The organism is Pseudomonas sp. H9, assembly GCF_004353925.1.
Taxonomy (GTDB): domain Bacteria; phylum Pseudomonadota; class Gammaproteobacteria; order Pseudomonadales; family Pseudomonadaceae; genus Aquipseudomonas.
On sequence record NZ_SMOK01000008.1, the window covers coordinates 85,541 to 111,585 of the forward strand.

Consider the following 26,045-nt stretch of genomic DNA (forward strand, 5'->3'; position numbering starts at 1 on the left):
CAGCACCCTGAGGAATAGCCCCATGAACAAACGCCTGCCCAACCTGCACGCCTGGCAATGGCGTAGCTACCACCACAACCACCGCAACCCGACCAACCTGGTGTTGCACCTGATCGCCGTCCCGCTGTTCATCCTTGGCGCGCTGCTGGTGCTGTCCGGGCTGTTCTCACTGGACCTTGGGCAACTGGCGGTGGGCATCATTGCCCTGATCGCCGGCCTGGGCATGCAACGTCAGGGGCACCGACTCGAAGCCGAACAACCGGAACCGTTCAGCGATCGCAAAGATGCCGTCGGCCGGTTGCTCGTCGAACAGTTCGTCACCTTTCCTCGTTTCGTGCTGAGCGGCGCCTGGTGGCGTGCCTGGCGCAACCGCCATCGTCATTAGGCAAACACAGTCACCGTCTGGCGGCTGATGGCCAACAACTCGCCTTGAACCGTCCACAGGGCCGCCGATGCATGCCCATAGCCATCACGGGCATGCTCGGTGTGCACACAGTACTTGCACCAGTCCAGAGTGGTCAGGCTCGGCACCGGCTGGGGGAACTCGATGGTCCAGGTCAGGGTGCTGCCAGCCGCCGGTTTGTTCAGGAACGGCATCAACGATGGCGGCCAGGCATCAACCAAGGCCAGCAGGTGCGCTTCACTCAAGGTTTCGTCACCGCCCTCGTCCCGCAGCCGGACATAACCGCCCATGGTGCGTGATTGGTTGTTGCTGAACGGCAGCCCGCCGACGGCCCAACGCAGGGCGAAATGCTGCATGAACTCTGGCGTTACGCCTGGGATGTGGGGAAGTTCGCTGGCGGCCGCTCCCAGCTCGGGCATTTCCACGGCGGGCAAAGCCGGAACATCGACCATTGATGTGCGCCCGCCGCCGAAGCTGCCCTGCATCAACGTGACAACCTGGCCATTTTGTATCGCACGGCCCAATAGCGAACTGACCGCCTTGCCTTCACGCAACAACTCCACTTCGAAGCTGATCGGCACTTCAGGCTCAGCCGGCCCCACAAAGGTAATCGCCAGAGAACGCACCGGGCGACCGGGCGAGGTTTTCGACAGCATAGTTTCATAAAGCAAGGCGGCCATCAGGCCACCAAAACAGGCCCGCCCCTGCGCCCAACTGGCAGGAATCGACACCGACTGAGGGTGCAGGTGCGCCGCTTTGAGCAGTTTCGAAAAATTCATGCCGGTCTCATCCGTGGGAAAACGCCGATCTTAACCAGCGCAGGTCACACGGACAGCCCGCATTTCGGCCATATCAGCGGCTTATCGCTGCGCAAGTACTGCTTGCAAGCGCTCCAGCGTCTCATCGGCACGCTGTTCGGCTTCCTGCAGTTGCGTTTGCCACAGGGCAACACAGGGCTGCAAGTCGTGCTGCTGCTCGGCCTGCAGCAACCACTGCAAGCGGTCGTGCCAGTCGCCGAGGTCGCCTTGGGCGCACTTGAGCGTGCGCTGCAAACGCCGCCCTGCATGCTCCAGCTGCGGATAGGCTTCTGCCGCATAGCGCACCCGTTTGATCAGCAAACGCAAGCGATGGCGGTCGTGAGCAGGGTCCTGCAGTGCTTGGCGCAATTTTTTCCACTGCTTTTCCAGGCGTTGGTCAAGGCGCTTGTGCAAGCGCCGGATCAAACCCTCTCGCTCAGCAGCGCGCAAGAAGATCGGAAAGGCATCGGTAATCGCCAACAAGCGCTGCAGCTCAGCGCTTTCGGCAACGCTGGCATACGTCTGGCGGCGATGGGCCAACCTGGCCTGCGCCGCCGAGATCTGATTGCACTCAAGCAATTGCGCCGCCAGCACTTCGCGATCCCGCAACGGTGTGGTCAGGTTACCCAGTGCTTGCCCTGCGGCGTCCAAGTGATCGACGCCCGGCAAGTCGTGCAGCGGCCGCAGCAAGCTGCGCAAGCGGCGCGTGGCAATACGCAGATCATGCAATGCTTCGCTGTCGGTATCCGCCGCCAGCCGCGCCTGGCAACCGAGCAAGCGAACCTGCAGGGCCAGTACGTTGGCAATCACGTGGTCAAGCATTACCGCCATGGTTTCCTCCTGTGTCAGCGCCCGGCGCGCGATTCACGAATGTAGAAACGCGCTTTCTCAGCTTTGTTGCTGCACCCTTCGAACGCCTCGAATTGCTGTTGGGTCTTGGCTCCGGTCAACAACGACAGGGCCTTGGAGTAACTGACGGTGCCGGCAAAGCCTTCCGCCTTGGCCAGATCAAGCTCTTTCCAGGCCGCGTCCAACTGATTGGCACAGCTGTCGCGATAGGCTGTTTTACCCGCACAACCAGTCAGAACCAGAGCAATCAGAGGCAGGCAAATCCAGGCTTTCATCGGTGATCCCTCAAAAGAAATATTCAACGTGGCGTGTTCGACGACTACAAAGAAGAAAAGTGCCCTGCAAAGCGTAGCGCAGCGCGCATGACGATTGAAGCACAGACGCAAATGGGCGCATTGTTAGACCATCGACGCACGACAACCGGGAGCCATTATGAGTAAACGCGTGGCATTGGTGCTGGGCTCGGGCGGAGCCCGTGGGTATGCGCACATTGGCGTGATCGAAGAATTGGAACGACGTGGCTATGACATCGCCTGTGTCGCCGGTTGTTCCATGGGCGCGGTCATTGGTGGCATCTATGCTGCGGGCAAACTTGAGGAGTACCGCAATTGGATTGAAAGCCTCGACTACCTGGATGTGTTGCGCCTGGTGGATGTGAGCTTTCGCCTGGGGGCGATCCGTGGCGAGAAAGTGTTCGGGCAGATTCGTAAAATCGTCGGCGAAGTGAACATCGAGGAACTGCGCATCCCCTACACAGCCGTGGCTGCCGACCTGACCAACCAGCAGGAAATCTGGTTCCAGGAAGGTTGCCTGCACCAGGCCATGCGCGCCTCAGCGGCCATCCCCAGCCTGTTCACCCCAGTGGTACAGGGCAACCGTATGCTGGTCGATGGCGGCATTCTCAACCCGTTGCCGATCATTCCGGTGGTGTCCAGCCATTGCGACCTGATCATTGCCGTGAACCTCAACTCGACCAACCAGAAGCAGTACCAGTTGCCGGTGATCGAGCGCCCAGCGGCCTTCAAGCTGCGCTTTGACAACCTGATCAGTTCCTTGGGGTCGCACTTGCCGTTCCGGCGTAAGCAGGCTGAACAACTGTTACGCATTGAGCAAGATCTGCAACCGCGAGCCGCGCAAATTCCCAACCCTTGGCTCAGCGATGCTGCCGACCCTGAAGCCCAGCAACCGGCAGCGGCCCCGGAAACCGATGGGGCACCGAAGTCAGCGGCGGGTTCGTTCATCATCGACAACGTCGGGCCAGCTTCATTGCTGGACCTGATCAACCAGAGTTTCGAGGTGATGCAAACCTCATTGGCCCAATACAAGATTGCCGGCTACCCGCCAGATATCCTGATCAACGTGCCCAAGCGGGTGTGCCGCTTCTTCGAGTTCTACAAGGCACCGGAACTGATCGCCCTGGGCCGGGAGATTGCCCGCGATACCTTGGAAAACTATGAGGCTGAACGCCGGTAGGAGCGGGCTTGCTGTAGGAGCGGGCTTGCCCCGCGATTGCGGTTTGTCGGTCATATCGAATCGCGGGGCAAGCCCGCTCCTACAGCAAGCCTGCTCCTACCAGGCCCTATGGGCCTACCAGGCGATAGCCTACGCCAGGTTCGGTGACAATAAAGCGCGGCGCCGTCGGGTCATCACCGAGTTTCTGGCGCACATGGGCGACGACGATGCGCAGGTAGTGGGTGTCGTCGACATGGGTCGGCCCCCAGATGTCCTTGAGCAGTTGCTGCTGGGTAATCACCCGCCCCGGATGAGTCGCCAGTTGGGCCAGTAGTGCGTACTCCTTGCGGGTCAGGGCTACCTCGACGCCGTCCAGCGTCACCTTGCGAAACGCCAGATCAACCGTCAAAGGCCCGAAGCTCGGTGCGACTTCCGTTGCCGTGGCTTGCGGCACCTGGCGCAACAACGCGCGCACCCGTGCAAGAAATTCCTGAATGCCAAAAGGTTTGGTCACGTAATCGTTGGCACCGTTATCCAGCGCCTCGACCTTCTGAGTTTCGCTGGCCCGCACCGACAGCACCAGCACTGGCACCGGGCTCCATTCACGCAGTTCGCGCAGTACCTGCTGCCCGTCCATGTCGGGCAAGCCCAGGTCCAGCACCACCAAGTCCGGCTTGGCCAATGCGGCCTGGGTCAGGCCTTCGGCACCAGTGGCCGCTTCCAGCACTTTGTAACCCTGGGAGCTCAGGCTGATGCGCAGGAACTTGCGGATCTGTGGTTCATCATCGATGACCAGAAGGGTTGCGATCTGGCTCATGGGGCTTCGCTTTCAGGCTCGGGTTGGGTCGGAAGCGGCAAGCATAGTGTGATGCAGGTGCCGTGACCATCAATACCCTCCCCCACCAGAATTTGCCCGCCGTGGGCGCCGATCATGCCCTGACAGATGGCTAGCCCCAAGCCTGTGCCCTGCCCGCCACGATCGCCGCGCGCAGCGGTGTAGAACATGTCGAAGATCTTTTCACGATCAGCCGGAGGAATACCCGGGCCTTCGTCGCTGACGGCGAAGCTCAACTGTTCATCATCTGCCGTGACTTGCAGTTGCAAGCGGCCGTTGACGGGAGAGAAACGCGCAGCGTTCTCCAAGACATTGACCAGTGCCTGCTCGATCAAGGCGGCATGGACAAATAGCAGCGGCAAGCCGTCAGGCACCTGGGTCGTGACCTGCAGGGGCGCGAGGACGACGCGCAGGCGGTTGAGTGCACTGCCGACAATATCTGTGGGCGCCACCCAGTCTCGTGCCAGCTTCAAACCACCATGCCCGAGGCGAGTCATGTCCAGCAGGTTCTGGATATAACGATCCAGACGTTCAGCCTCATTGCGCGTGCCTTCCAATAGTTCCTGGCGGTCGGCCGGTGGTATCGCCTCACCCAACGCCAACAGGCTATCGATACTGCCGCGCATGGCGGTCAACGGTGTACGCAGGTCATGGGACACCGAGGCCAACAAGGCGCTGCGCAACTGTTCGGTTTCACCGTGCAGGCGAGCCGCTTCCAGTTGCTCGGCCAGCCGAGCCCTGGCCAGGGCCTGGGCCAAGGGTTGGCTCAACGCCTTGAGCAAGCGTCGGCGTTGCGCAGTAAGGTTCTGGCCCTGACGTGGACGCACGCCGAGCAGCGCCAGCGGTTGCTCTTCCACCGACAATGGCCACCACCACCAGCGACCATTGGGCAACGTATCACTGCCCAGCCCTGCGGCCTGATCATGCTGCCAGGCCCAGTCGGCGGCCGCGCGCTCGTTGTCGTTGAGCTGCACAGTGCCGGCACTGGCCACTTGTAGACGGCCTTCCACATCCCGCTCCAGTAAGCACACCTGCAAATCGTTCCAACCATCCAGATGCTGCCCGGCGGCAGTGAACACGGCCTGGCGGTCGGTGGCAGCCGTCAGCTTGCGCGACAGCTCAAGCAACTGATTGGTCTGCCCTTGAGTTTCGCGCAGTGCTTGCAATTGGCGGCGCTGCCGCGCCGCCAGATTGCCGGTGAGCCCGGCCATCAACAGAAAGAACAACGACGTCAGCACGTCCTCTTCACGCTGGATGCTGAACGAGAAGTTCGGAGGAATGAACAAAAAGTCATAGGTCAGAAACGACATCACCGCACAGGCCAGGGCCGGCCCGAGACTACTGCGCACCGCCACCAACAGTACGGCCGCCAGAAACACCAGCGAAATATTGGGCAGCGGCAGTACGGTGGAAACACCCCAGGCAATACCTGTGGCCAGCACGGTGGCAACCAGCGCCAACAGATAATGCCGCCAAACCCAGACCTTCTTCACCGCCGCACTCGGTGGTTCAGGACGTTCATCCCGATCCAGCACGTTGACTTCCAGGCCATGGGCTTCACGCAGTAAACGCGTGGCCACCCCGGCGCCGAACAGGCGTCGGCGCAGCCGATCACGCGACTGGCCGACCAACACCAGGTTGGCACGGCGCTCAAGCGCATGCTGAATCAGGGTTTTGGCCACTTCGCCCGCCCGCAGCAGCACCACTTCGCCGCCCAGACGCTCGGCCAATTGTTGCGCCGCCTGCAAACGCTGGCGGGCGGTTTCGTCGCGCAACCTGCCGTTGTCGACATGTACCAGGCTCCACGGCAAGTGGCGGCGCTGAGCCACCCGACTGGCATGACGCACCAGGCGCTCGGCCTGGGCGTCGCCATCGACACCCACCAACAAACGACCGCGCAGCGACGGCGCGTCCTGGCCAAGCTGACGGTAGCCATGCGCCAAATCGGCATCGACCTGGGCTGCTGCGGTCTGCATTGCCAGTTCACGCAAGGCGGTGAGGTTGGTCTGGCTGAAGAAGGCATCGATGGCTGCCCTCGCCTGCTCGGGGACATACACCTTGCCTTCGCGCAAACGCTCCAGCAGCTCACGCGGCGGCAGGTCGATCAGCACCAGCTCAAAGGCTTCTTGCAGCACCCAGTCCGGCAGGGTTTCGCGCACCTGTACGCCAGTGATGCCACGTACCTGGTCATTGAGGCTTTCCAGATGCTGGACGTTAACCGTGGTGTAGACATCAATGCCGGCCGCCAGCAGCTCCTGCACATCTTGCCAGCGCTTTGCATGACGGCTACCCGGCGCATTGGTATGCGCCAGCTCATCCACCAGCGCCAGTTGTGGCGCCGCCTTGAGCAGGCCATCGAGGTCCATTTCCTCCAGTTGCACACCACGGTACTGCGTGCGCACCAACGGCTGCTGTGCCAAGCCGGCGAGCAAAGATTCGGTTTCGGCACGACCATGGGTTTCAACCACCGCCGCCAGCACCTGCACGCCCTGGCGCACCTGAGCATGGGCGGCCTGGAGCATGGCGTAGGTCTTGCCTACGCCCGGTGCCGCACCGAGGAACACCTTGAGCCTGCCGCGCCCTGCGCGCGGCAGCCCCGCCAATAGCGCATCAGCGCGTTCGGAATTGCTATCGCTCACTGCCTGTCCTTACTTCGAGGCCGGGGCCAACCGTTCGAGGGCGGCGTTCAAGGTCAGTACATTGACCACCGGCGGGCCAATCAATGGCTGCAGGGTGGACTGCTCGACCAAGGCTTGCAAGGCCTGTGCACTGACTTGTCGCGCAGCGGCCACACGCGGTAGCTGATAAGCGACGGCCGCCGGTGACAAGTGCGGGTCCAAGCCGCTGCCAGAGGTGGTCAACAGGTCCAGTGGCACCGGCCCCTGTGCCTCGTTGTACTGCTGTGCCGCGCTGTCGTTGATGCGCTGAGCCAGGGCCGGATTACTCGGTGCCAGGTTGCTGGCACCGCTGGCGACGGTGGCGTAGTCGGCCGCCGAAGGCCGTGAGTGGAACCAGGCATCACCCTTGAAATTCTGGGCAATCAACCGCGAACCGCGGACCTGGCCTTGATCATCGCGAAGCAGGCTACCGTTGGCCTGTTCCGGGAACGCCACCTGAGCCACTCCGGTGACCACCAACGGGTAAGCCACACCGGTGATCAGGGTCATCAGCATGATCAGGCTAACGGCCGGGCGAATGTAAGTTGTCATGTTCATCTCCTTGGCATCAAACCAGATGCAACGCAGTCAGCAGCATGTCGATCAGCTTGATCCCGGCGAACGGTACGATCAGGCCACCCAGGCCGTAGATCAGCAGGTTACGACGCAGCAGGTGCACAGCACTGTCGGCCTGTACCCGTACCCCGCGCAGGGCCAGCGGAATCAGCACGACAATGATCAGCGCGTTGAAAACAATGGCCGAGAGAATCGCACTCTGCGGGCTGCTCAGGTGCATGAGGTTGAGCACGCCCAGTTGCGGGTAGATGGCAGCGAACAGCGCGGGCAGGATGGCGAAATACTTGGCCACGTCGTTGGCAATCGAAAAGGTGGTCAACGCGCCGCGGGTAACCAACAGCTCCTTGCCGACCTGAACCACGTCCAGCAGCTTGGTCGGGTCGCTGTCCAGGTCGACCATGTTGGCGGCCTCGCGGGCGGCCTGGGTGCCGTCGTTCATGGCCATGCCGACATCGGCCTGGGCCAGCGCCGGGGCATCGTTGGCGCCGTCGCCGCACATGGCAACCAATCGCCCGTCGTTCTGCTCCTGGCGGATACGCGCCAGTTTTTTCTCCGGTGTAGCTTCGGCCAGCACGTCGTCAACACCCGCTTCGGCGGCAATGGCGGCGGCTGTCAGCGGGTTGTCACCGGTCACCATCACGGTGCGAATGCCCAGCTTGCGCAGTTCGGCAAAGCGCTCGCGAATCCCGGGCTTCACCACGTCTTTGAGGTGAATCACACCCAGCAGGCGCTTGTCGGCACACACCAGCAGCGGGGTACCGCCGCTCTGAGCGATCTTGTCCACTTCGCGGGCCAGCGAGGCCGGCATTTCCAGACGCTGCATACCGACAAACGCCAGCACTGAATCCACGGCGCCTTTGCGCAGCTGGCGCTGCTGATAGTCCACGCCAGACAACCGCGTCTCAGCACTGAACGCCACGGGCGTGAGTTGATCGGCAGATGGCTCTTTGAAGTCGTGCAGCTGACGCAGGTACTCGACAATCGATTTGCCTTCGGCAGTATCGTCGGCCAGCGACGCCAGCAACGCGCCCTCGCCCAGCTCTTTGGAGCTGACACCGGGCGCGGCATGCAAGGCACTGCAACGACGGTTGCCGAAGGTGATGGTGCCGGTCTTGTCGAGCATCAGCACATGCACATCACCCGCCGCTTCCACCGCGCGGCCCGAGCGGGCAATTACGTTCAAACGCACCAGGCGATCCATGCCAGCAATGCCGATGGCCGACAGCAGGCCGCCGATGGTAGTAGGAATCAAGGTCACCAACAGCGCCACCAGGAACACCAGCGGGATACTACCGCCGGCAAAATGGGCGAACGGTTGCAAGGTCACCACGACCACCAGGAAGATCATGGTCAGGCCGATCAGCAGGATGTCCAGAGCGATTTCGTTCGGGGTCTTCTGACGCTTGGCACCTTCGACCAAGGCGATCATGCGGTCCAGGGTCGACTCACCGGGGTTGCTGGTGATACGGATCAACAGCCAGTCAGAGACCAGGCGTGTATTACCCGTCACCGCCGAACGGTCACCACCGGACTCGCGGATCACCGGGGCCGATTCGCCTGTGATCGCAGACTCGTTGACCGCAGCAATCCCTTCGAGCACTTCGCCATCGCCAGGGATCATCTCGCCAGCAACCACCTTGACCACATCATCTTTGCGCAGGCTGGTGGCAGGCACCACCTCGAAACCGCCCGAGGCGTTACGACGCCGGGCGCTGAGGCCCTGACTACCGGCCTTGAGGCTGTCAGCACGGGCCTTGCCACGGCCTTCCGCCAAAGCCTCGGCAAAGTTGGCGAACAACACGGTGAACCACAACCACAAGGCGATTTGCACCGCCACGGCAGTGGCTACACCGCTGTCGGGTACCAGGCACAACACGGTAGTGAAAATGGCCGTCAGCTCTACCACCAACATCACCGGTGAACGTTTCAACTGACGCGGATCAAGCTTGATAAAAGCCTGAACCAACGCCGGGCGCCACAACGCGGCAAAGCTGGTGCGTGCCGCCGGAGTCGGGGCCGCTTTCACTTCAGGAATCGGCATGTTCATGATTCGCTCCTTAGAAACCCAGGCTCAAGTGTTCAGTGATCGGGCCAAGGGCCAGGGCCGGCAGGAACGTCAGGCCACCGATCAACAGGATGGTTACCACCAGCAAGGTGGCGAACAGCGGGCCGTGAGTCGGGAAGCTGTTCTCGCCGATGGGCGCGGTTTTCTTCAGGGCCAGACTGCCTGCCAGGGCCAGCACCGGCAGGATGTAACCAAAGCGGCCGATCAACATGCCCACGCCCAGCATCAGGTTGTGGAAGGTGGTGTTGGCACCGAACCCGGCAAACGCCGAACCGTTGTTGGCACTGGCCGATGTATAGGCGTAAAGCACCTGGCTGAAGCCGTGGGCACCGGGGTTGGTCACCGACGCCACAGGGCCAGGCAAGCTTGCCGCCAGGGCGCCGAGCACCAGCACACCGACCGGCATCACCAACAGGGTTGCCACCAGCAGTTGAACCTCGCGCGCCTGGAGTTTCTTGCCCAGGTACTCCGGCGTGCGGCCAATCATCAGACCGGCCAGGAACACCGCGATCAGCACGTTGAGCAACATGCCGTAGAGCCCGGCACCCACGCCGCCGAAGATCACCTCGCCAACCATCATGTTGACCATTGCGACCATGCCGCTGATGGGGTTGAGGCTGTCATGCATGTTGTTGACCGAGCCGTTCGAAGCGGCAGTGGTCGTCACCGTCCAGAGCACGCTGGCGGTGGTACCGAGACGGTTCTCTTTACCTTCCAGCGGTGCGCTCTGGGCAACCTGAGGGTTGTTCAGGCTCGGGTTGGCCTGGTACTCGGCATACAGTGCAGTACCGCCGCCGATCAGGAACAGGGCCAACATGCAGGCGATGATTGCCCGGCTCTGGCGCAGGTCTTTGACGTAATGGCCGAACGTGAACACCAGCGCCGCCGGGATCAGAATGATCGAGGCCATCTCGAACAGGTTGCTCCAGGCCGTCGGGTTCTCGAACGGGTGCGCCGAGTTGACACCGAAGAAGCCGCCGCCGTTTGTGCCCAGTTGCTTGATTGCGATTTGGCTGGCTGCCGGGCCGAGCGGGATGGTCTGCTCGGTGCCTTGCAGGGTCAACGCCTGGACGTAATCGCTGAACGTCTGCGGTACGCCCTGCCAGACCAGAAACAAGGCCAGCAGCACGCACAGTGGCAGCAAGCCGTACAGGGTGGCACGTGTCATGTCGACCCAGAAGTTACCCAGGGTGTTGGCCGAGCGCCGGGCAATACCGCGACACAGCGCGACCAGTACGGCCAGGCCGGTGGCGGCACTGACAAAGTTCTGCACGGTCAGGCCGATCATCTGGCTCAGGTAGCTGACCGACGCTTCGCCGCTGTAGGCCTGCCAGTTGGTATTGGTGACGAAACTCACCGCGGTATTGAACGCCAGCGACCACTCCTGACCCGGCAGCTTCTGCGGGTTGAGTGGCAGGTAGCCTTGCAACAGCAGCACCGCGAACACCAGCACAAAGCCCGCCAGGTTGAAGGTCAGCAAGGCCAGGGTGTACTGCTTCCAGCTTTGCTCGGCGTCGGCATTAACCCCGGAAAGCCTGTAGCAGCCCCGCTCCACCGGCCCGAGGACCGGCGACAGCCAGGTGCGCTGACCTTCCATGACCTTGTAATAGAAGCGTCCCAGCCAAGGTGCCGGGAGCAACACCAGCGCGAAGAACGCCAGCAGCACTGCGTAATCGTAACTGTGCATGGCCGCTCCTAACCCCGGTCTGCGCGCAGCAGCGCGACCATCAGGTAGATCATCAACGCCACTGCCAACAGCAGTGACACCCCGTCCAGAATGCTCATCGAAACTCTCCGTCCTTACGGCACTTGCCGCTGACGGTTATTGTCGGTAGAGCCCCTGTAAAGGTGCGAGATCAGGAGGCGGGCCAGGTCATAAAGAATACGTAAAGAAGCCGCTCAGTCAGCGCTCGGCGCCCTCCACTGGAGCGGCTGAACGTACCCGGCGACCCAGTCGATCACCGCTTGAGGTGGCATTGGTCGGGCAATGCCATAACCTTGGGCGATGTCGCAGCCCAGGCCCATCAACACCTGGCCGTGCTCGACGGTTTCCAGGCCTTCGGCGATCACCTGACGCCCGAACGCCGTGGCCAGGCTGATCACCGCCTGGGTCAAGGCCAGGTCATCCTGGTCGTGAAGAATGTCGCGAACGAACGACTTGTCGATTTTGATCGTGCGCGTGCGCAAGCGTTTGAGGTAACTCAGGGAGGAGTAACCGGTACCGAAGTCATCCAGAGAGAATTGCACACCCAATTGTTGGCACGCTTCCAGGCACTGGCTGACCCGCTGGATATTTTCGATGGCAACCGACTCGACAATTTCCAGGTCAAGCATGTGCGCCGGTACCGATGCATGGCGCTCCAGCAAACGTTCCAGCCGCTCGACAAAATCGCCGCGGTGAAAATGCCGGGCGGCAATATTCACGCTCACTGGCCAGGCATGGCCGGCCTCCTGCCAGCGTTGCATCTGGGCCATCGCCTGTTCGATCACCCATTCTCCGATCTCGACGATCAGGTCGGTCTGCTCCACCAACGGCAAGAAATCGCCCGGCGTCACCACCCCCTTGAGCGGGTGGCGCCAACGTAGCAAGGCTTCAAAACCGAGGATCTGACCACTGCGCATGTTGACCTTGGGCTGGTAATGCAGGCACAGCTCGCCCTTGCTCAACGCCTGGCGTACGCGGGCCACCGTTTGGTGGGTGGCTTTAACCTCACGGTCCAGCGACACATCAAACAGGTGATAGCGGTTGCGCCCACGTTGCTTGGCAACATACAGCGCCTGATCGGCATGGCGCACCAGGGTGTCGGCGTCTTCATTGTCGAGCGGGAACAACGTCACCCCGATACTGGCGCTGACGCTGACCTCTCGATCGCGAATCGTGTACGGCGCGGCAATTGCCTTGAGCACCCGCTCCAGCGCCAGTTGCAACTGCGCGGCATCGGGCACATCGCGCAGAATCAGCACGAACTCGTCCCCGGATAGCCGTGCCACCGCATCACCACCGCGCAGGATACCCTTGAGCCGCGTGGCCACTTCCACCAGCAGCAAGTCGCCGCAGGCATGGCCGTAGCCGTCATTGACGGCCTTGAAACCGTCCAGGTCGAGCATGCACACGGCCAGGGCAATGCCTTCCTTGCGCGAAAACTCCAGGGCCTGATTGAGCAGGTCGGACAAGTAGGCACGGTTGGGCAGGCCGGTCAGCACGTCGTGCCCTACCCGCCACTGCAGGGTGTGCAAAAGCTGGCGCTTTTCGGTGACATCAAACCGGATCGACACGTACTTGCGCACCCGGCCACTGGTCGGATCGATCAGCGGCACCATGGTGCTGTCGACCCAATACAACGAACCGTCCTTGGCCCGGTTGCAGATTTCACCCTTCCAGACCTTGCCAGCCACCAGAGCACGCCACATGCCATCGAAAAACGCGGGCTCGTGCAGGCCGGAATTGAGAATACGGTGATTGGCCCCCAACAGCTCCTCGCGGCCATAGCCGGAGATGCTGCAGAACTGTTCGTTGACGTAAGTGATCCGACCACTGAGGTCGGTTTCAGAAAAGATCGCCGCCGCATCAACGGCTGCGCGGTAATTGTCGTCCATGAAAGCCTCGTACCTGGAAAGTCAGCGTGTAAAGCGCTCGACCAGGGCACGCAGCCCAAATATATGTATTTCCACTTCGCTACACGCGGTATGACATTTGGTTCAAATAACCCTACAAATTACATCACATTTTTGTGACAACAGGTGACGGTTTTTCTGCTACCAAATGGCTATTGATTCACATAACTGGTTGTTTTTTAATAAAATTAAGTTGACCAAAAAGTCAGAATGAAAACTCCGCTCCCCCGCCTTCTAAGCCTGCACCTACAGCCCTGCCTTATTACCTTCTGATGCATCCTGCATTCCCCTGCCACCTATACTGAAATCATCGAGGCATCCATCCTGCAAAGCATCCCGTCACAAGGGGGTAGTGCTGGTGACCCCTTGTTCCCCTCTCCTGTTGGTGTTCATTGTGCTACTCGCACTGGGTGGTTGCGCCTCGCGCCAACCGCCTGTCGAGCCGCCGCCTGTGCAACTGAGCCCCGCCACCTGGGAGCAAATCGACCGGGAGATCATCGACGCTTCACTGGCCAGTACCAGCTCGGTCAATGACTATGCACGACGCTCCATGCGGGTGTGGAAGGACCGCGTGCAGCAATTCACTGAAAGTGACTTCATTCCCTGGTTCACCGGTTACTGGACCCAGCAATGGCTGACCATGAAAGTGGCCTGGTACCGGATGAACAGTGGCGAGGGCAAGGAGCCGCCGGAGAAACGCCTGGCGTTGTACCTGCAGGAGCAGTATCACCAGCGGGTGCTCGACCAGGTATCCAAAGAGATCGACCCGGAAGGCATTCGTGATCGTGCCATGGAGCTGTACATCCAGTTGCTTGGCCAACAGGTACAGCAGATTGCCAAGCGCTACCGCGCGCCACCTGAGCAACTCAACCTGCGCCTGACGCGCATCCAGGCCATCAACCTCGGACCGCCTGCAGCACGCAATGCCTCGCTCTACCAGTTGCTGTACAGCAAACCGCTGGCCGAGCAGCCGGCCTATGCGGCGTTGGTCGGGCATATGCACAGCGCCGTGCGAGCCGGTACCCAGCGCTCGGATGTCGGCCTTTCATCGGTAGCGCAGCAGGCCAGTGAAAAGCTCGGGGCAACCCTGGCGCCGCGCGGTATCGCCAGTGCGGTGGCCAGTGCGGTGGGCCGCGTGGCGGGGGCTCTCATCTCGGTGGCAGCGACCGGTTACGGTGTCATCACCCACAACCAGGAGCAGCCGCAGATGATCGAGCAACTGCGGGTCATCCTCAATGTAGCGCTCAACGAGGAATGGCGTGAACTGATGGAAAACCGCAAGACCGGCGCCATGGCCGGGGTGTACTACTTGTCTGGTGAGATCGAAGAAAACCTGCTCGGTGCCCGGCAACTGCAGAACGATAGCGAGCAGGGGTCGTTACGCATCGTCCTGCCCGCGCAGTAGCTCGCGTCAGGCGGCCACAGGGTTGTCGTCGCGCGCCTGGGCCGAAGTCGGCAGGCCAAACAGGCGATCGAACAACCAGTTGAAGAGGAAGGTATAGCAAGGGATCAGGATGATGAACGCCAGATCCACCAGGAAGGCTTCGATCAGGCTCATGTCCAGCCACCAGGCAATCAGCGGAATCAGGTAAACCACCAAGGTCAGCTGAAAGCCAATGGCATGCACCACCCGCCGGGTGACGCTGCGCCCACGCTTGACCTGACGGCTTTCCCAGTACTCGAACAGGGTGTTGTAGATAAAGTTCCAGGCCATGGCGATGGTGGTGATCATCACTGCCAAGGGCCCTGTATTGCTGGGCGCCGTGTCTGACAAGTACGCCAACCCCAGGGTCGACATGCACAGGCCAATGGCTTCGTAGGCGGTCACGTAGACCAGTTTGCGTTTTACACCTTGCACCGTAATACCTCGATTGCAGCTTCAAACACCACCCTTCAGGGCGGCAGCGGTGCGCAAGATTGCATCAGTATTATTGACAGAAAAAGTTAACAGCTATCAACTTTACTGAAAGGAGATAGCCGACTTGAATTTTTCCAGCGATAACATCGAACTGTTTCTTGCCGTGCTTGATCACGGTTCGTTCTCGGCCGCCGCTCGCGCCTTGGGGCGTGTACCTTCGGCAGTGAGCATGGCCGTTGGGCACCTTGAAGCCGAGTTGGGTTACAGCCTGTTCGAGCGCACCCACCGGGAGACCCGGCCCACCGCCGAGGCCTTGGCCCTGGAACCCCATGCCCGGATGATTGCCGCGCAACTAGGGCAGTTACAGGTGCATGCCCTGGAGTTGTCCCAAGGGTTGGAGAGCACCCTGGCAATCAGTGTGGTGCCCGACATCGATCACCGCCCATTACTGGCGGCCATCAAAGCCCTCAGCGAGTGCTATCCGTTACTGGAGGTCGAGGTACTGAGCGCCCCTCAGGAAGAGGCGCTGCAGTTGCTGCGCAGTGGCCGGGTCAATCTGTGCCTGGCCTTCGCCGGCTTGGCCGTCAACCCGCAACAGCGCTTCCAGAACATCGGCATGGAGTCGTTGGTGGCAATCATCTCGCCACAGCACCCTGCCCTGCAGCGCCAACCCCGGCAGATTGCCTACCTCGAAGACCTGGTCAATGTCCGACAGATTCTGGTGGCCAGTCGCGACCTGCCCATTACCGACACCCGCGCCCTGATCGGCAAAGCCCATTGGCGCACCGACAGCCTGAGCATGGCGCTGGAAATGGTCGAAACAGGTTTGGGCTGGGGGGATTTTCCGCTATCGCGGGTTGCACCGCTGCTGGAGAGCGGGCGTTTGTTGCGCCTGGACTTCAAGAACACCCGTAACGAGCTGCAGTTGCCCGTGCATGCATTCTGGCGTCACAACCAGCCTTTGCAGAAAGCCGCTCAGGAACTGGTCAGGCACCTCACGCGTTTAACGTCACGGGCTGCCGGCTAGCAAAAACCTGTCACACCCTGCGGCAATTTGCCTTTTAATTTTCCGCAACCGAGGCCGATAGCGCTCTGGATAGTTACGAGCACTGGCCAAAAGCACCGCTCGGCACTCCTCTTTACTGGCACAAGGTCTCGGAACATGAACCTGAAATTTCGCCACAAGATCCTGCTGTGCGCCTGCGGCGTCGTGGTTCTGGCATTTGCTTTATTCACCCTCTACAACGACTACCTACAACGCAACAGCATCCGACACAACATCGAGTCAAGGGTCAAGCAAGCCGGTGCGCAGGCGGCCAGTAGTGTGCAGAATTGGATGAGCGGTCGCATCCTGGTGTTGGAGAGCCTCGCTCAGAACGTCGCCCACCAGGGTGCCAACGGCGACTTCCCCGGCTTGGTCGATCAGCCTGCATTCACCAACAACTTCCAGTTCACCTACGTCGGCCAGGCCAACGGTGTGTTCACCCAGCGCCCCGACGCGAAGATGCCTGACGGCTACGACCCGCGCCAACGCCCGTGGTACACCGCTGCCGTCGCTGCCAATCAGACCATGCTGACCCCGCCTTACATGGCCGCCGTCGGTGGCCTGGTGGTGACCATTGCCATGCCGGTGAAGGGCAAAGCCAACGGCGAACTGCTCGGTGTGGTGGGTGGCGACCTGAGCCTGGCTACTCTGGTCGATATCATCAACGCCGTGGATTTCGGCGGCATCGGCCATGCCTTCCTGGTGGACGGTAATGGCCAGGTGATCGTCAGCCCGAACAAAGACTATGTCATGAAAAAACTCAAGGACATCTACCCGGGCAGCTCCGTACAAGTAGCACCGGGCATTCATGACGTGACCTTGGGCGGCAAAGAGCAAATCATTTCTTTCGCACCGGTGAGCGGCCTGCCTTCGGCCGACTGGTACATCGGCCTGTCCATCGACAAAGACAAAGCCTACGCTGCCATCGGCAAATTCCGCACATCAGCCATCATCGCCATGCTCATCGCGGTGGCTGCCATTGCCGGTTTGCTGAGCCTGCTGATTCCGGTGCTGATGCGTCCGCTGACCACGATGGGCCGCGCCATGCAGAACATCGCGCAAGGCGAAGGCGACCTGACTCGCCGCCTGGTCGTCGAGAACAAAGACGAGTTCGGCGAACTGGCCGGCGCCTTCAACCAGTTTGTCGAGCGCATTCACGCCTCGATTGCCGAAGTGTCTTCAGCCACCCGCCAGGTTCATGACTTGTCCGAACGGGTGATGAGCGCGTCCAACGCCTCGATCATCGGCTCTGAAGAGCAGAGCATGCGCACCAACAGCGTGGCGGCAGCGATCAATGAGTTGGGCGCTGCGACCCAGGAAATCGCCCGCAACGCTGCCGATGCTTCGCAGCACGCCAGCGGTGCCAGTGAGCAAGCCAACGATGGCCGTCAGGTGGTGGAAGCAACCATTTCGGCGATGACTTCGCTGTCGCAGAAGATCAGCGAATCGTGCCAGCAGATCGAAACGCTCAACGCCAGCACCGACGATATCGGGCAGATTCTCGATGTGATCAAAGGTATCTCCCAACAAACCAACCTGCTGGCCCTGAACGCTGCCATTGAGGCCGCTCGTGCCGGAGAAGCCGGTCGCGGTTTTGCGGTGGTGGCCGATGAAGTACGCAACCTGGCACACCGCACTCAGGAGTCGGCCGAGGAGATCCACAAGATGATCACCACGCTGCAGGTCGGCTCGCGCGAGGCGGTACACAACATGAACGCCAGCCAGGTGTCGAGCGAAGAAAGCGTGACGGTTGCCAATCAGGCCGGTGAACGCCTGAGCAGCGTGACCCAGCGTATTGGGGAAATCGACGGTATGAACCAGTCGGTCGCGGCGGCTACCGAGGAGCAAACCGCGGTGGTCGAGAGCCTGAACCTGGACATTACCCAGATCAACGTGCTGAACCAGCAAGGCGTGGCCAACCTCAATGACACCCTGCGTCATTGCGACGCCCTGGCCCAACAGGCCGGGCGTCTGAAACAATTGGTCGACAGCTTCAAAATCTGAGCCCACGCAAGGCGAGGGTCATAGGCCCCTCGCCTTGCGCTGTTCACTGCGCCACGACTGCGCGCTTGATGTTGCCCATACGCAGCCAGCCCACCAGCACCGCGAGCATCACCACAAAACCCAGGTAACCAAACACCGGATAGACCTGGCCGACCAGGCTGATGAAGCCAATCAAGCTACACACAAACGCTGCCACGCCCGCCCCGACAGCCCCGAGACGGAAACGACGGGTGCCTGCCGGCAACAGCCGGGCGAGAAACGAATAGAACATGCCCACGGCGGTGTTAACGATCATGCCGAAGATGATGATGCACATGATCACACCCAGTGCCGGGGAGATCTCAGTGGCAATCGACAACATCGGCATTGGCAAATCCGCCACGGTATCCAAACGCGACAGCAAACCGGCACTCATCACCAGCATCAAGCCGCCCAGCCCCAGCCCCCCGAGAATGCCACCCCAGATGGCGGTCTTTTCCAGGCGCGCCGAGCCTCCGAGAATCGCCAGCATCGGTGCACCGGCCACTACGTTGTACGACACATACACCAAGGCCCCCAGCAACCAGTGACTGGCGCCCGCCTCCTGCTGGCTGGCAATCTGGTCCAGAGCGGTAAAGCTCAGGTCGCGGGTGAACACTGCATACATCGCAATCGCCACGGCAGCCAGGATCAGGAACGGTGTGACGGCGCCAATCAGCACGATAACCTTCTGCACATCGAGGCACACCACCGCCACCACCACCAAGGTCACCAGCACGCTACCGACCAGCGCCGGAATGCCGAACTGCTGCTCAAGCAATGCACCGCCGCCTGCCAGCATCACTACCGTAACGCCGAACATGAAGAAGGTGATCAACAGGTCGACGAACAAGCCCAGGTAGCGCCCGCAAATGGCATACACCACATCTTTGTGCGACGCTGCCTGCAGCCGGTTGCCGAGCCCTGCCAGGGCCATGCCGAGAAAGGTGAACAGCGCAGCGCTGATCAGCGTACCGAGCAGCCCCCACAGGCCGAAGTTGACGAAAAACAGCAACAGTTCCCGCCCTGAGGCAAAACCTGCACCCACGATCACGCCAATGAAGGCGCCTGCAATTTTAAGCTGTTCTTTCATCTCGAACCCTCTGGCATCTATGGCCCTGCTCGGACCTTGTTGTTTTTACCCAGCACCACGCAGGCAGAAGGTCTTAGTCGTGACCGATCCAAGCCTGTACTTCGATCTCCACATCCACGCCCAGCGCCAGCCCCGCGCTCACGGTGGAACGCACGGGATATCCTTCGCCGAAGAAAGTTTTGTAGACCTCGTTGAAACCGGCGAAGTGGGCCATGTCAGACAACCACACCGTGGCCTTGACCACCTGCCCGAAGCCGACACCGCACTCGGCCAGGGTTTCGCCGATGCGCTCCAGGGTGGCCTGGGTCTGGGTCTGGATGTCGCCACGTACCACTTCACCGCTGGCGGTCATCGGCACCTGACCGGAAAGAAAGACAAAGCCGCCAACCTTGATGGCCTTGGAAAACGGAAACGGCAGGTGGCTGGGAATACGTTCAATGGTCGAGCTCATGGAAAAGTCCTTCTGGGTAATTAACGAAAACGCGCTGGCGACAAGCGTTGCGGCTCGACACCTTCGCGGTGCAATGAAGCGGGAAGCGGCTGGTCCAGCAGCAACGTACAGGCCAACTGCGACACCCCGGCCGCCGACTGGATGCCATAGCCGCCCTGGGCTGCCAGCCAGAAAAACGCAGGGTTTTGCGGGTCGCGGCCAATGACCAGGTCACCATCGGCGACGAAGGAGCGCAGCCCGGCCCAGGTATGGCTGGGCCGACGGATCGTCAACGTGGTCAGGGCTTCGATGTTGTAGATGCCGATGGCTACGTCGAGCTCTTCTGGCATTACGTCCTGTGGCGCAACCGGGTCGGCATTGGCTGGCGAGCCGAGCAACTGGCCAGCGTCGGGTTTGAAATAGAAACTCTCGTCCACGCCAATGACCGCTGGCCACTGGGCAAACGCCTGATCGTGCGGCCCGTCGAACGTGAACGCACTACGCCGGCACGGCTGCAAGCCCACCGGCGGCACACCGCAGAGTGAAGCGACTTGATCGGCCCAGGCGCCAGCAGCGTTGATCAACTGACGTGCCTGCACCACGCTGCCATCGGCCAGGTGCAGATGCCACAGGCCATCGGCAAAACAGCCCTCGACCAGTTCAGCATTGCAGCGCAGCTCACCACCAGCCTGACGGAAGCCACGCAGAAAGCCCTGGTGCAAGGCATGTACATCAAGGTCCATCGCGCCCGGCTCATGGTAGGCGCCGACAATGGCCTCACCCCGCAGGCTCGGCACCATCGCCACCGCAGCCTCAGAGTCGAGCAGATGCACTTCGGTGCCATTGGCCAGGTTCTGCGCGTAACTGCTGGCGAGCAGCTCCTGTTGCTCAAGGTTGGCAACGTACAGACAGCCGCGTGGTTCAAGCAGCCGGTGCTCACAGAAACCTTCCGGAGGCGACTCGTAGAAAGCCCGGCTGGCGCGGGTCAACGCCTGAATCTGCGCCGTGCCATAGGCCTCCATGAACATCGCTGCCGAACGCCCGGTGGAGTGGTAGCCGGCTTGCGATTCACGCTCGAGCAACAGCACCTTTTGCTGGTCTGCCAGCCGGTACCCCAGGGACGCACCCGCAATACCGGCACCAATGATCACGCTGTCAAATGTCTGCGTCATAACCTTGCCAATGCCTGAAAGAAAATTGAAATTATCACTTATGAGAATTCTAATATATGAGAATTTACGATTAGGCAAGCGCCCACGGTAAGATGCCCTTCCGAAATGCCTGACCGAGACCCTTGATGAGTGACCGCTCCCCTGCCGCCGACCGCGCTGGTTCACATTCCCCGATCGACCGCAGTGAAGTCGGTGCCCGCCTGCGCACCGTGCGCAAAAGTCAGCAACTGACCCTCAAGCAATTGTCGGAACGCTCCGGCGTGCCGGTATCGACCTTGTCGAAAATGGAGTTGGCGCAGGTGTCGGTGAGCTACGAGAAACTCGCCGCAGCAGCACGGGCGCTGAATGTCGACATCGCCCAACTGTTTCGTTCAGCGGAGATGGGCGAAGTGCCGGCGTCGACCACCGTAGTGGTTCATCCACTGCCTTCAGGCCCGGGCTACAGCACCGGAACTTACGAATATCAGCTGATTGCCGGGGAGTTTCCCGAGCGCCTGATGACGCCGATGTACGCCCGCATCATTGCCCGTGAGCGGCAACAGTTCGACGAATTCATCCGCCACCCCGGGCAGGAATTTGCCCTGGTGTTAAATGGCCGGGTACGGATTGTGTTCGAGACGGGGGAGTCTGTGAGCATTGGCGAGCAAGAGACTGCGTACTTCAACAGCAACGTCGGGCATATCTACCTGTCGGAGAGTGAAGACGGCAGCGATGCCCAAGTCATGGTGGTGATGACTGACCGGTAGGAGCGGGCTTGCCCCGCGATGCAATGCTACAGACACACCGCAATCGCGGGGCAAGCCCGCTCCTACAGCAGGAGTTCGGTTATAACCTAATAACGAACTAGTCTATTTCGCTATAAAAAAACCTTTATGCTGGCTGGCATCCGATCACGGGCACGTTGGGCGTTTAGGTAGATTATGGATGTAGGTTCGTTTGGCTTCACCATTGCTGGCCTTATCGTAGGTTTCATCGTCGGCATGACCGGCGTTGGCGGCGGTTCTCTGATGACTCCGATCCTGCTGTGGTTCGGCATCAGCCCGGCCACCGCCGTGGGCACTGACCTGTTGTATGCCGCAATCACCAAAGCCAGCGGCGTCTGGGTGCACAGCAAGCAGAAAAACATCGACTGGAAAATCACCGGTTGGCTGACCCTGGGCAGCGTCCCGGCCGCCGCCGCAACCCTGTGGTTCCTTAGCACCCTGGATGCCGACACCCAGGCTGCCAACGCCGTGATCAAGCAAGGCCTGGCCGTTGTACTGGTGCTCACCGCCCTGGCCATTCTGTTCAAAAGCAAACTGCAGGCCTTCGCCAGTAAACACGCAGGCGATCGTTATCACTTGAGCGGCACCAGCCTCAACCTGTTGACCGTGGTCACCGGTATCATCCTCGGTGTCATGGTCTCGCTGACGTCCATCGGCGCTGGCGCGCTGGGTACGGTAGCGCTGTTTCTGCTCTACCCGTTTCTGGTCACCCGCCGCCTGGTCGGCACCGAAATCGCTCACGCGGTGCCGTTGACCCTGGTTGCAGGCCTGGGCCACGCCAGCATGGGCAACATGGATTGGTCATTGCTGGGTTATCTGCTGCTCGGCTCACTACCAGGTATCTACCTGGGCAGCCACCTGACCGGGCGTATTTCCGACAGCGTCCTGCGCCCTTGCCTGGCGGGTATGCTGCTGATGATCGGATACAAACTGGCGTTCTAAGTGCACGCCATCTGACACAGAGGTCCTGTTGACGCCCCTGCCCTCCAGACTCATCTTCCTCCCCGGCGCCTCGGGTAACACCGACTTCTGGCGCCCGGCGGCCCAACACCTTGCCCATCGCGCTCAACAGTTGCACATGGGCTGGCCTGGCTTTGGCTCCACGCCCGCAGATCCAGATGTACACGGCATGGATGATCTGGTATCCCGCTTACTCCCTCATATCGACCAACCCACTGCGCTGGTCGCGCAATCGATGGGGGGCATCGTGGCGGTGCGTGCGGCGCTGGAAAAGCCCGAACACATCACACATCTGGTGCTTAGCGTGACGTCCGGCGGAGTGAACATGCCAGCCTTCGGTGCCCGAGACTGGCGTTCGGCGTTCACCGCGGAGTTTCCGAGTTTGCCGCGCTGGTTCATCGATGATCACAGCGACCTCAGTGACCGCATGGCCGAGCTACAGATGCCGGTTCTGTTGCTTTGGGGTGATAACGACCCGATCAGCCCGGTCAACGTGGGAGAACACCTTGCCCGACTATTGCCGAAGGCGGCGCTGCATGTGCTGCCAAACGCGGGACATGACCTCGGGTTGAGCCATGCCGCGCAGGTAGCCGGGCTGATAGACGAACATCTCCTGCTCACCACCTAACGATTGAACCTGTCGACCAACGCGTACATCTCGTGCGCGGTATGCTCCAGCTCCAGCCCCAACGTAGCGGAGCTGGCGGCGATATCGACGTTCTGCTCCGAGACCTGAGCGATGGTCGTGATCTGCCGGCTGATGTCTTCGGCCACATGGGCTTGCTGCTCGGAGGCAGCCGCCATTTGTTCCGTCATCTGATGGATGCGCTCCACGGCGACACTGATTCCGTCGAGGGCATTTTGCGTGGCGATCACCTGATCCACCCCGGCGTGAGCTTCATCACTGCCTTGGCGGGCAATCTCCACCGCCTGGTTGGCCGCACCGTGCAACGACTGAATAATGCTTTGAATGGTTTCAGTCGATTCCTGGGTCTTGAAGGCCAACGCTCGCACCTCATCGGCAACCACCGCAAATCCACGTCCCTGTTCCCCGGCACGCGCAGCTTCAATCGCGGCGTTGAGCGCCAGCAGGTTGGTCTGATCGGCGATCTGCCGGATCATGTTCGAGGCGATCTGAATCGACTGGGTTTCATCCGCGAAATGCTCCACCGACTGACTGATCTGATTCACCGTCTGCTGCAACGTCTCAATCACAACGCGCGTCTTGCCCGCTTCCTCGGAGCCCACCTGGGTCAGCTGGTTAACGCCCTCGGCTTCTCGGGCGGTGTCATGAATGTGACTGGACACCTCGGCAATCGACGCCGCCATCTGCGTCATGGCGGTGGCGGCCATGTCAGTTTCATCACGTTGGCGTTGCAGTGACAACTCCGATGCCTGCGCCAGCTTCCCGCTTTCAGTGGCCATGGACTCGGTCTGGCTGGCGTAGTCACCCGAACGGCTCAGCGCGGTACGCAACTTGGCCTGCTCGCTGATCAGCGCCATCATCAGTTGCGCAACCGGGCCCTGCTCGTCGGTGTAGGTACGGGCGATCAACTCGCTGTCAAAACTGTCTGGTGTCACGCGTCTGGCCTCGGCGAAGCGGCGTTGCAGGCGCCACTGGGCCGCAACCTGCATGCCGATGAAACCACAGGCCACAGCTGCAATGGCCGGCCAGCTATCCAGATAAATCACGGCGGCCACAACAGGAATGCCCAGTACTACCGGTGCAAGCCCGTGCTCGATCACAGAACCCATCAAGCGCTTGATATCGCCGCTACGCTTGCCCGTACGCATGCGCTCATACACTGCCGAAGCACGCTCGATGTCGGCCCGCTGCGGCTTGACCCTGACCGACTCGTAACCCACAACCGTATTGCCTTCCAGCACTGGCGTGATATAGGCACTGACCCAATAGTGATCGCCATTGCGACACCGATTCTTGACGATACCCATCCAGCTTTTGCCTGCCTTCAAGTACGACCACATATGGGCAAAGACTGCTTCCGGCATATCGGGGTGGCGCACGATGTTGTGCGCACTGCCCATTAGCTCCTCACGGCTGAAACCGCTGATTGCCACCAGCTCGTCATTGCAGTAGGTCAGATTGCCCTGCAGGTCGGTGGCCGATATCAGCCGCTGCTCGTTCTGGAAGATGACTTCCTGCTGGGTGACCGGCAGATTGGTTTTCATAATCGGGTATCCGTGAGTGCGTAAATCAATTCAGTACAGATACCCTTATTTTATGCATGGCAATTAGCCACAACCCATCAATAGAGTGAGCGTGGCTATAGCGATAAGGAATAGCTGATCAATCAGCTGCGGCGTCATCCGCCGGAGACTGAGTGGCCAGCGTCAAACACTCTCGGAACAACCGTGCAGCCGGATCGAGTGTTCGGCTGGCCGAGTAAAAGCATCCAATGCTGCCGAAACGCATAGGCTTGCCTAGATCAAACGCCTTGAGCTTGCCCCCAAGGGCCAGTTGTTGAGCGGTTTGAACCGAGAAAAAGCCGACGGTGCGTTGATCTTGCATCAGTTCATAGTTGGTCAGTGCCGCGACCGACTCGATCACGTTCACAGGCGGCTCAAGGCCCTGCTCTTCAAACAGGCTATCGACGGTGCGACGAAGCAAGCCACTGCGTGGGGGCAGTATCCAAGGGAAGTTATGCAATGCCGCCAGGCTCACAGGTTGGCTGCACACATGCAGTGGATGGTTGGCGCCGGCGACGATGCACAGCCCTTCTTCGCACAGCACATCGACGTTCAGCCGTGGCTCATATTCGTGCCAGCGCCAATCATCGGGGATCCGTCCGACCACTATATCCAGCTCACCGGCCAGCAAACTGGAGAACAACTGATCCATATGACCAACGCGCACCGTTACCAGGACGCCTGGTGCGCTTTCCTTGAGCAGGCGTAATGTGTGCGGCACCAGTAACGCTGAAGTAGAGGTCAGGGAACCGACCATCACCTGGCCGGTGGTGCCGCTATGGTAGGCATTGACCTCATCGGTCAGGCTGCGCAGCTCGGTCAACATGGCATGAACCCGGCGCTCCACAACCTTGCCCAGGTCCGTGGCATGTACTCCACGGTTACCTCGTACCAATAGGTCTGCGCCGAGGAAGGTTTCCATCTCACGAATGATCTTGGTCACCGCTGGTTGGGTCAGGTTCAGTGCCTGGGCAGCCCCCACCAGTGAACCACTACGCAGCACTTGGTCGAAGACCACCAACTGATAAAGCTTGAGTTTGCGGGCAACGGAAACCACGGTTGACTTCATGCATAACACCTGGGAACCATCGAGTGTCGCCACCGTTTAACGATGCCTACTCGAAAGACGAACACGTCCCTACTTTTTATTAACTTTCACACCAGAACGTCAGCGCACAGGCGAGGAGTTATTCATTCCCTTAAAGCCAATATAGAATTCGTGCAGATAATAAAATTGATACAGA

Annotated in this window: 24 protein-coding genes and 1 pseudogene; 9 read left to right on the plus strand and 16 right to left on the minus strand. The window is 60.5% G+C overall.

Features of this window, described 5'->3' with window-relative positions; genetic code table 11:
• Positions 1–22 precede the first annotated feature (22 nt).
• Positions 23–385 (plus strand): Mpo1-like protein, encoded by a 363-nt coding sequence (locus E1573_RS06585; RefSeq protein ID WP_133211814.1) that lies wholly within the window; start codon positions 23–25, stop codon positions 383–385.
• On the opposite strand, the gene E1573_RS06590 is transcribed toward E1573_RS06585, so the two are convergent.
• From E1573_RS06590 to E1573_RS06600, 3 genes are all read right to left on the minus strand, one after another.
• On the minus strand, positions 382–1,182 hold the full coding sequence (locus E1573_RS06590) for an acyl-CoA thioesterase II (RefSeq protein WP_133211816.1): 801 nt from the start codon (positions 1,180–1,182) through the stop codon (positions 382–384). The two genes, E1573_RS06585 and E1573_RS06590, sit on opposite strands and share 4 nt — an antisense overlap.
• A gap of 81 nt (positions 1,183–1,263) precedes the next feature.
• Positions 1,264–2,031 carry a CHAD domain-containing protein gene (locus E1573_RS06595; protein ID WP_133211818.1) on the minus strand — a complete coding sequence of 256 codons (768 nt, stop codon included), beginning with the start codon at positions 2,029–2,031 and terminating at the stop codon, positions 1,264–1,266.
• A 14-nt stretch (positions 2,032–2,045) separates the two neighbouring features.
• Positions 2,046–2,324 carry a hypothetical protein gene (locus E1573_RS06600; protein WP_133211820.1) on the minus strand — a complete coding sequence of 93 codons (279 nt, stop codon included), beginning with the start codon at positions 2,322–2,324 and terminating at the stop codon, positions 2,046–2,048.
• Between the two features lie 157 nt (positions 2,325–2,481).
• Between E1573_RS06600 and E1573_RS06605 the strand changes: the two genes are divergently transcribed.
• Positions 2,482–3,522, plus strand: coding sequence for a patatin-like phospholipase family protein (locus tag E1573_RS06605; RefSeq protein ID WP_133211822.1), 1,041 nt, complete (start codon positions 2,482–2,484; stop codon positions 3,520–3,522).
• A 106-nt stretch (positions 3,523–3,628) separates the two neighbouring features.
• Here E1573_RS06605 and E1573_RS06610 read toward each other — a convergent pair whose 3' ends face one another.
• From E1573_RS06610 to E1573_RS06640, 7 genes are all read right to left on the minus strand, one after another.
• Entirely contained in the window at positions 3,629–4,318 is a 690-nt protein-coding gene (locus E1573_RS06610) for a response regulator (protein ID WP_133211824.1), read from the minus strand.
• Positions 4,315–6,975 (minus strand): sensor histidine kinase KdpD, encoded by a 2,661-nt coding sequence (locus E1573_RS06615; protein ID WP_133211826.1) that lies wholly within the window; start codon positions 6,973–6,975, stop codon positions 4,315–4,317. Before E1573_RS06615 ends, E1573_RS06610 begins: the two co-directional genes overlap by 4 nt.
• Positions 6,976–6,984: 9 nt before the next feature.
• The gene (kdpC, locus tag E1573_RS06620; protein ID WP_133211828.1) at positions 6,985–7,545 is read right to left on the minus strand and encodes a potassium-transporting ATPase subunit KdpC; all 561 of its coding nucleotides are present in this window, start codon (positions 7,543–7,545) and stop codon (positions 6,985–6,987) included.
• Positions 7,546–7,561: 16 nt separating this feature from the next.
• A complete protein-coding gene (gene kdpB, locus E1573_RS06625) occupies positions 7,562–9,616 on the minus strand; it encodes a potassium-transporting ATPase subunit KdpB (protein WP_133211830.1) in 2,055 nt (684 codons plus the stop codon).
• Positions 9,617–9,626: 10 nt separating this feature from the next.
• Positions 9,627–11,321, minus strand: coding sequence for a potassium-transporting ATPase subunit KdpA (kdpA, locus tag E1573_RS06630; RefSeq protein ID WP_133211832.1), 1,695 nt, complete (start codon positions 11,319–11,321; stop codon positions 9,627–9,629).
• Between the two features lie 8 nt (positions 11,322–11,329).
• Positions 11,330–11,419, minus strand: coding sequence for a K(+)-transporting ATPase subunit F (kdpF, locus tag E1573_RS06635; RefSeq protein WP_105642480.1), 90 nt, complete (start codon positions 11,417–11,419; stop codon positions 11,330–11,332).
• Positions 11,420–11,533: 114 nt separating this feature from the next.
• Entirely contained in the window at positions 11,534–13,231 is a 1,698-nt protein-coding gene (locus E1573_RS06640; RefSeq protein ID WP_133211834.1) for a bifunctional diguanylate cyclase/phosphodiesterase, read from the minus strand.
• 376 nt (positions 13,232–13,607) lie between these two features.
• Between E1573_RS06640 and E1573_RS06645 the strand changes: the two genes are divergently transcribed.
• A complete protein-coding gene (locus E1573_RS06645; RefSeq protein WP_133211836.1) occupies positions 13,608–14,654 on the plus strand; it encodes a hypothetical protein in 1,047 nt (348 codons plus the stop codon).
• 6 nt (positions 14,655–14,660) lie between these two features.
• Here the strand turns inward: E1573_RS06645 and E1573_RS06650 are convergent, their stop codons facing one another.
• Positions 14,661–15,107 carry a PACE efflux transporter gene (locus E1573_RS06650; protein WP_133211838.1) on the minus strand — a complete coding sequence of 149 codons (447 nt, stop codon included), beginning with the start codon at positions 15,105–15,107 and terminating at the stop codon, positions 14,661–14,663.
• Positions 15,108–15,231: 124 nt separating this feature from the next.
• Between E1573_RS06650 and E1573_RS06655 the strand changes: the two genes are divergently transcribed.
• From E1573_RS06655 to E1573_RS27205, 3 genes and pseudogenes are all read left to right on the plus strand, one after another.
• Positions 15,232–16,134, plus strand: coding sequence for a LysR family transcriptional regulator (locus tag E1573_RS06655; protein ID WP_133211840.1), 903 nt, complete (start codon positions 15,232–15,234; stop codon positions 16,132–16,134).
• A gap of 135 nt (positions 16,135–16,269) precedes the next feature.
• A pseudogene (locus E1573_RS27200) lies at positions 16,270–17,301 on the plus strand (cache domain-containing protein); the annotation flags it as partial.
• A 114-nt stretch (positions 17,302–17,415) separates the two neighbouring features.
• Complete coding sequence (locus E1573_RS27205; RefSeq protein ID WP_371925137.1) at positions 17,416–18,156, plus strand: methyl-accepting chemotaxis protein; 741 nt, start codon at positions 17,416–17,418, stop codon at positions 18,154–18,156.
• Positions 18,157–18,199: 43 nt separating this feature from the next.
• Here E1573_RS27205 and E1573_RS06665 read toward each other — a convergent pair whose 3' ends face one another.
• From E1573_RS06665 to E1573_RS06675, 3 genes are all read right to left on the minus strand, one after another.
• Complete coding sequence (locus tag E1573_RS06665) at positions 18,200–19,267, minus strand: hypothetical protein (protein WP_133211844.1); 1,068 nt, start codon at positions 19,265–19,267, stop codon at positions 18,200–18,202.
• Between the two features lie 73 nt (positions 19,268–19,340).
• A complete protein-coding gene (locus tag E1573_RS06670) occupies positions 19,341–19,718 on the minus strand; it encodes a RidA family protein (RefSeq protein ID WP_133211846.1) in 378 nt (125 codons plus the stop codon).
• A gap of 20 nt (positions 19,719–19,738) precedes the next feature.
• A complete protein-coding gene (locus E1573_RS06675) occupies positions 19,739–20,869 on the minus strand; it encodes an FAD-binding oxidoreductase (RefSeq protein WP_133211848.1) in 1,131 nt (376 codons plus the stop codon).
• Positions 20,870–20,994: 125 nt separating this feature from the next.
• Between E1573_RS06675 and E1573_RS06680 the strand changes: the two genes are divergently transcribed.
• The 3 genes from E1573_RS06680 to E1573_RS06690 all read left to right on the plus strand — a co-directional run bounded on the left by E1573_RS06680 (position 20,995) and on the right by E1573_RS06690 (position 23,221).
• Complete coding sequence (locus E1573_RS06680; protein WP_133211850.1) at positions 20,995–21,615, plus strand: helix-turn-helix domain-containing protein; 621 nt, start codon at positions 20,995–20,997, stop codon at positions 21,613–21,615.
• 174 nt (positions 21,616–21,789) lie between these two features.
• Entirely contained in the window at positions 21,790–22,575 is a 786-nt protein-coding gene (locus E1573_RS06685; RefSeq protein ID WP_133211852.1) for a sulfite exporter TauE/SafE family protein, read from the plus strand.
• A gap of 28 nt (positions 22,576–22,603) precedes the next feature.
• On the plus strand, positions 22,604–23,221 hold the full coding sequence (locus tag E1573_RS06690; protein WP_133211854.1) for an alpha/beta fold hydrolase: 618 nt from the start codon (positions 22,604–22,606) through the stop codon (positions 23,219–23,221).
• On the opposite strand, the gene E1573_RS06695 is transcribed toward E1573_RS06690, so the two are convergent.
• Complete coding sequence (locus E1573_RS06695; protein WP_133211856.1) at positions 23,218–24,783, minus strand: PAS domain-containing methyl-accepting chemotaxis protein; 1,566 nt, start codon at positions 24,781–24,783, stop codon at positions 23,218–23,220. The genes E1573_RS06690 and E1573_RS06695 overlap by 4 nt on opposite strands.
• 118 nt (positions 24,784–24,901) lie before the next feature.
• Complete coding sequence (locus E1573_RS06700; RefSeq protein WP_133211858.1) at positions 24,902–25,870, minus strand: LysR family transcriptional regulator; 969 nt, start codon at positions 25,868–25,870, stop codon at positions 24,902–24,904.
• Positions 25,871–26,045 lie beyond the last annotated feature (175 nt).

What these genes read in the sequence shown, in the direction of transcription:
- E1573_RS06585 (WP_133211814.1), top strand. Translation starts at nt 23, where the DNA reads ATGAACAAACGCCTGCCCAACCTGCACGCCTGGCAATGGCGTAGCTAC.
- E1573_RS06590 (WP_133211816.1), bottom strand. Translation starts at nt 1,182, where the DNA reads ATGAATTTTTCGAAACTGCTCAAAGCGGCGCACCTGCACCCTCAGTCG.
- E1573_RS06595 (WP_133211818.1), bottom strand. Translation starts at nt 2,031, where the DNA reads ATGGCGGTAATGCTTGACCACGTGATTGCCAACGTACTGGCCCTGCAG.
- E1573_RS06600 (WP_133211820.1), bottom strand. Translation starts at nt 2,324, where the DNA reads ATGAAAGCCTGGATTTGCCTGCCTCTGATTGCTCTGGTTCTGACTGGT.
- E1573_RS06605 (WP_133211822.1), top strand. Translation starts at nt 2,482, where the DNA reads ATGAGTAAACGCGTGGCATTGGTGCTGGGCTCGGGCGGAGCCCGTGGG.
- E1573_RS06610 (WP_133211824.1), bottom strand. Translation starts at nt 4,318, where the DNA reads ATGAGCCAGATCGCAACCCTTCTGGTCATCGATGATGAACCACAGATC.
- kdpC (WP_133211828.1), bottom strand. Translation starts at nt 7,545, where the DNA reads ATGACAACTTACATTCGCCCGGCCGTTAGCCTGATCATGCTGATGACC.
- kdpB (WP_133211830.1), bottom strand. Translation starts at nt 9,616, where the DNA reads ATGAACATGCCGATTCCTGAAGTGAAAGCGGCCCCGACTCCGGCGGCA.
- kdpA (WP_133211832.1), bottom strand. Translation starts at nt 11,321, where the DNA reads ATGCACAGTTACGATTACGCAGTGCTGCTGGCGTTCTTCGCGCTGGTG.
- kdpF (WP_105642480.1), bottom strand. Translation starts at nt 11,419, where the DNA reads ATGAGCATTCTGGACGGGGTGTCACTGCTGTTGGCAGTGGCGTTGATG.
- E1573_RS06640 (WP_133211834.1), bottom strand. Translation starts at nt 13,231, where the DNA reads ATGGACGACAATTACCGCGCAGCCGTTGATGCGGCGGCGATCTTTTCT.
- E1573_RS27205 (WP_371925137.1), top strand. Translation starts at nt 17,416, where the DNA reads ATGCGCACCAACAGCGTGGCGGCAGCGATCAATGAGTTGGGCGCTGCG.
- E1573_RS06665 (WP_133211844.1), bottom strand. Translation starts at nt 19,267, where the DNA reads ATGAAAGAACAGCTTAAAATTGCAGGCGCCTTCATTGGCGTGATCGTG.
- E1573_RS06670 (WP_133211846.1), bottom strand. Translation starts at nt 19,718, where the DNA reads ATGAGCTCGACCATTGAACGTATTCCCAGCCACCTGCCGTTTCCGTTT.
- E1573_RS06675 (WP_133211848.1), bottom strand. Translation starts at nt 20,869, where the DNA reads ATGACGCAGACATTTGACAGCGTGATCATTGGTGCCGGTATTGCGGGT.
- E1573_RS06680 (WP_133211850.1), top strand. Translation starts at nt 20,995, where the DNA reads ATGAGTGACCGCTCCCCTGCCGCCGACCGCGCTGGTTCACATTCCCCG.
- E1573_RS06685 (WP_133211852.1), top strand. Translation starts at nt 21,790, where the DNA reads ATGGATGTAGGTTCGTTTGGCTTCACCATTGCTGGCCTTATCGTAGGT.
- E1573_RS06695 (WP_133211856.1), bottom strand. Translation starts at nt 24,783, where the DNA reads ATGAAAACCAATCTGCCGGTCACCCAGCAGGAAGTCATCTTCCAGAAC.
- E1573_RS06700 (WP_133211858.1), bottom strand. Translation starts at nt 25,870, where the DNA reads ATGAAGTCAACCGTGGTTTCCGTTGCCCGCAAACTCAAGCTTTATCAG.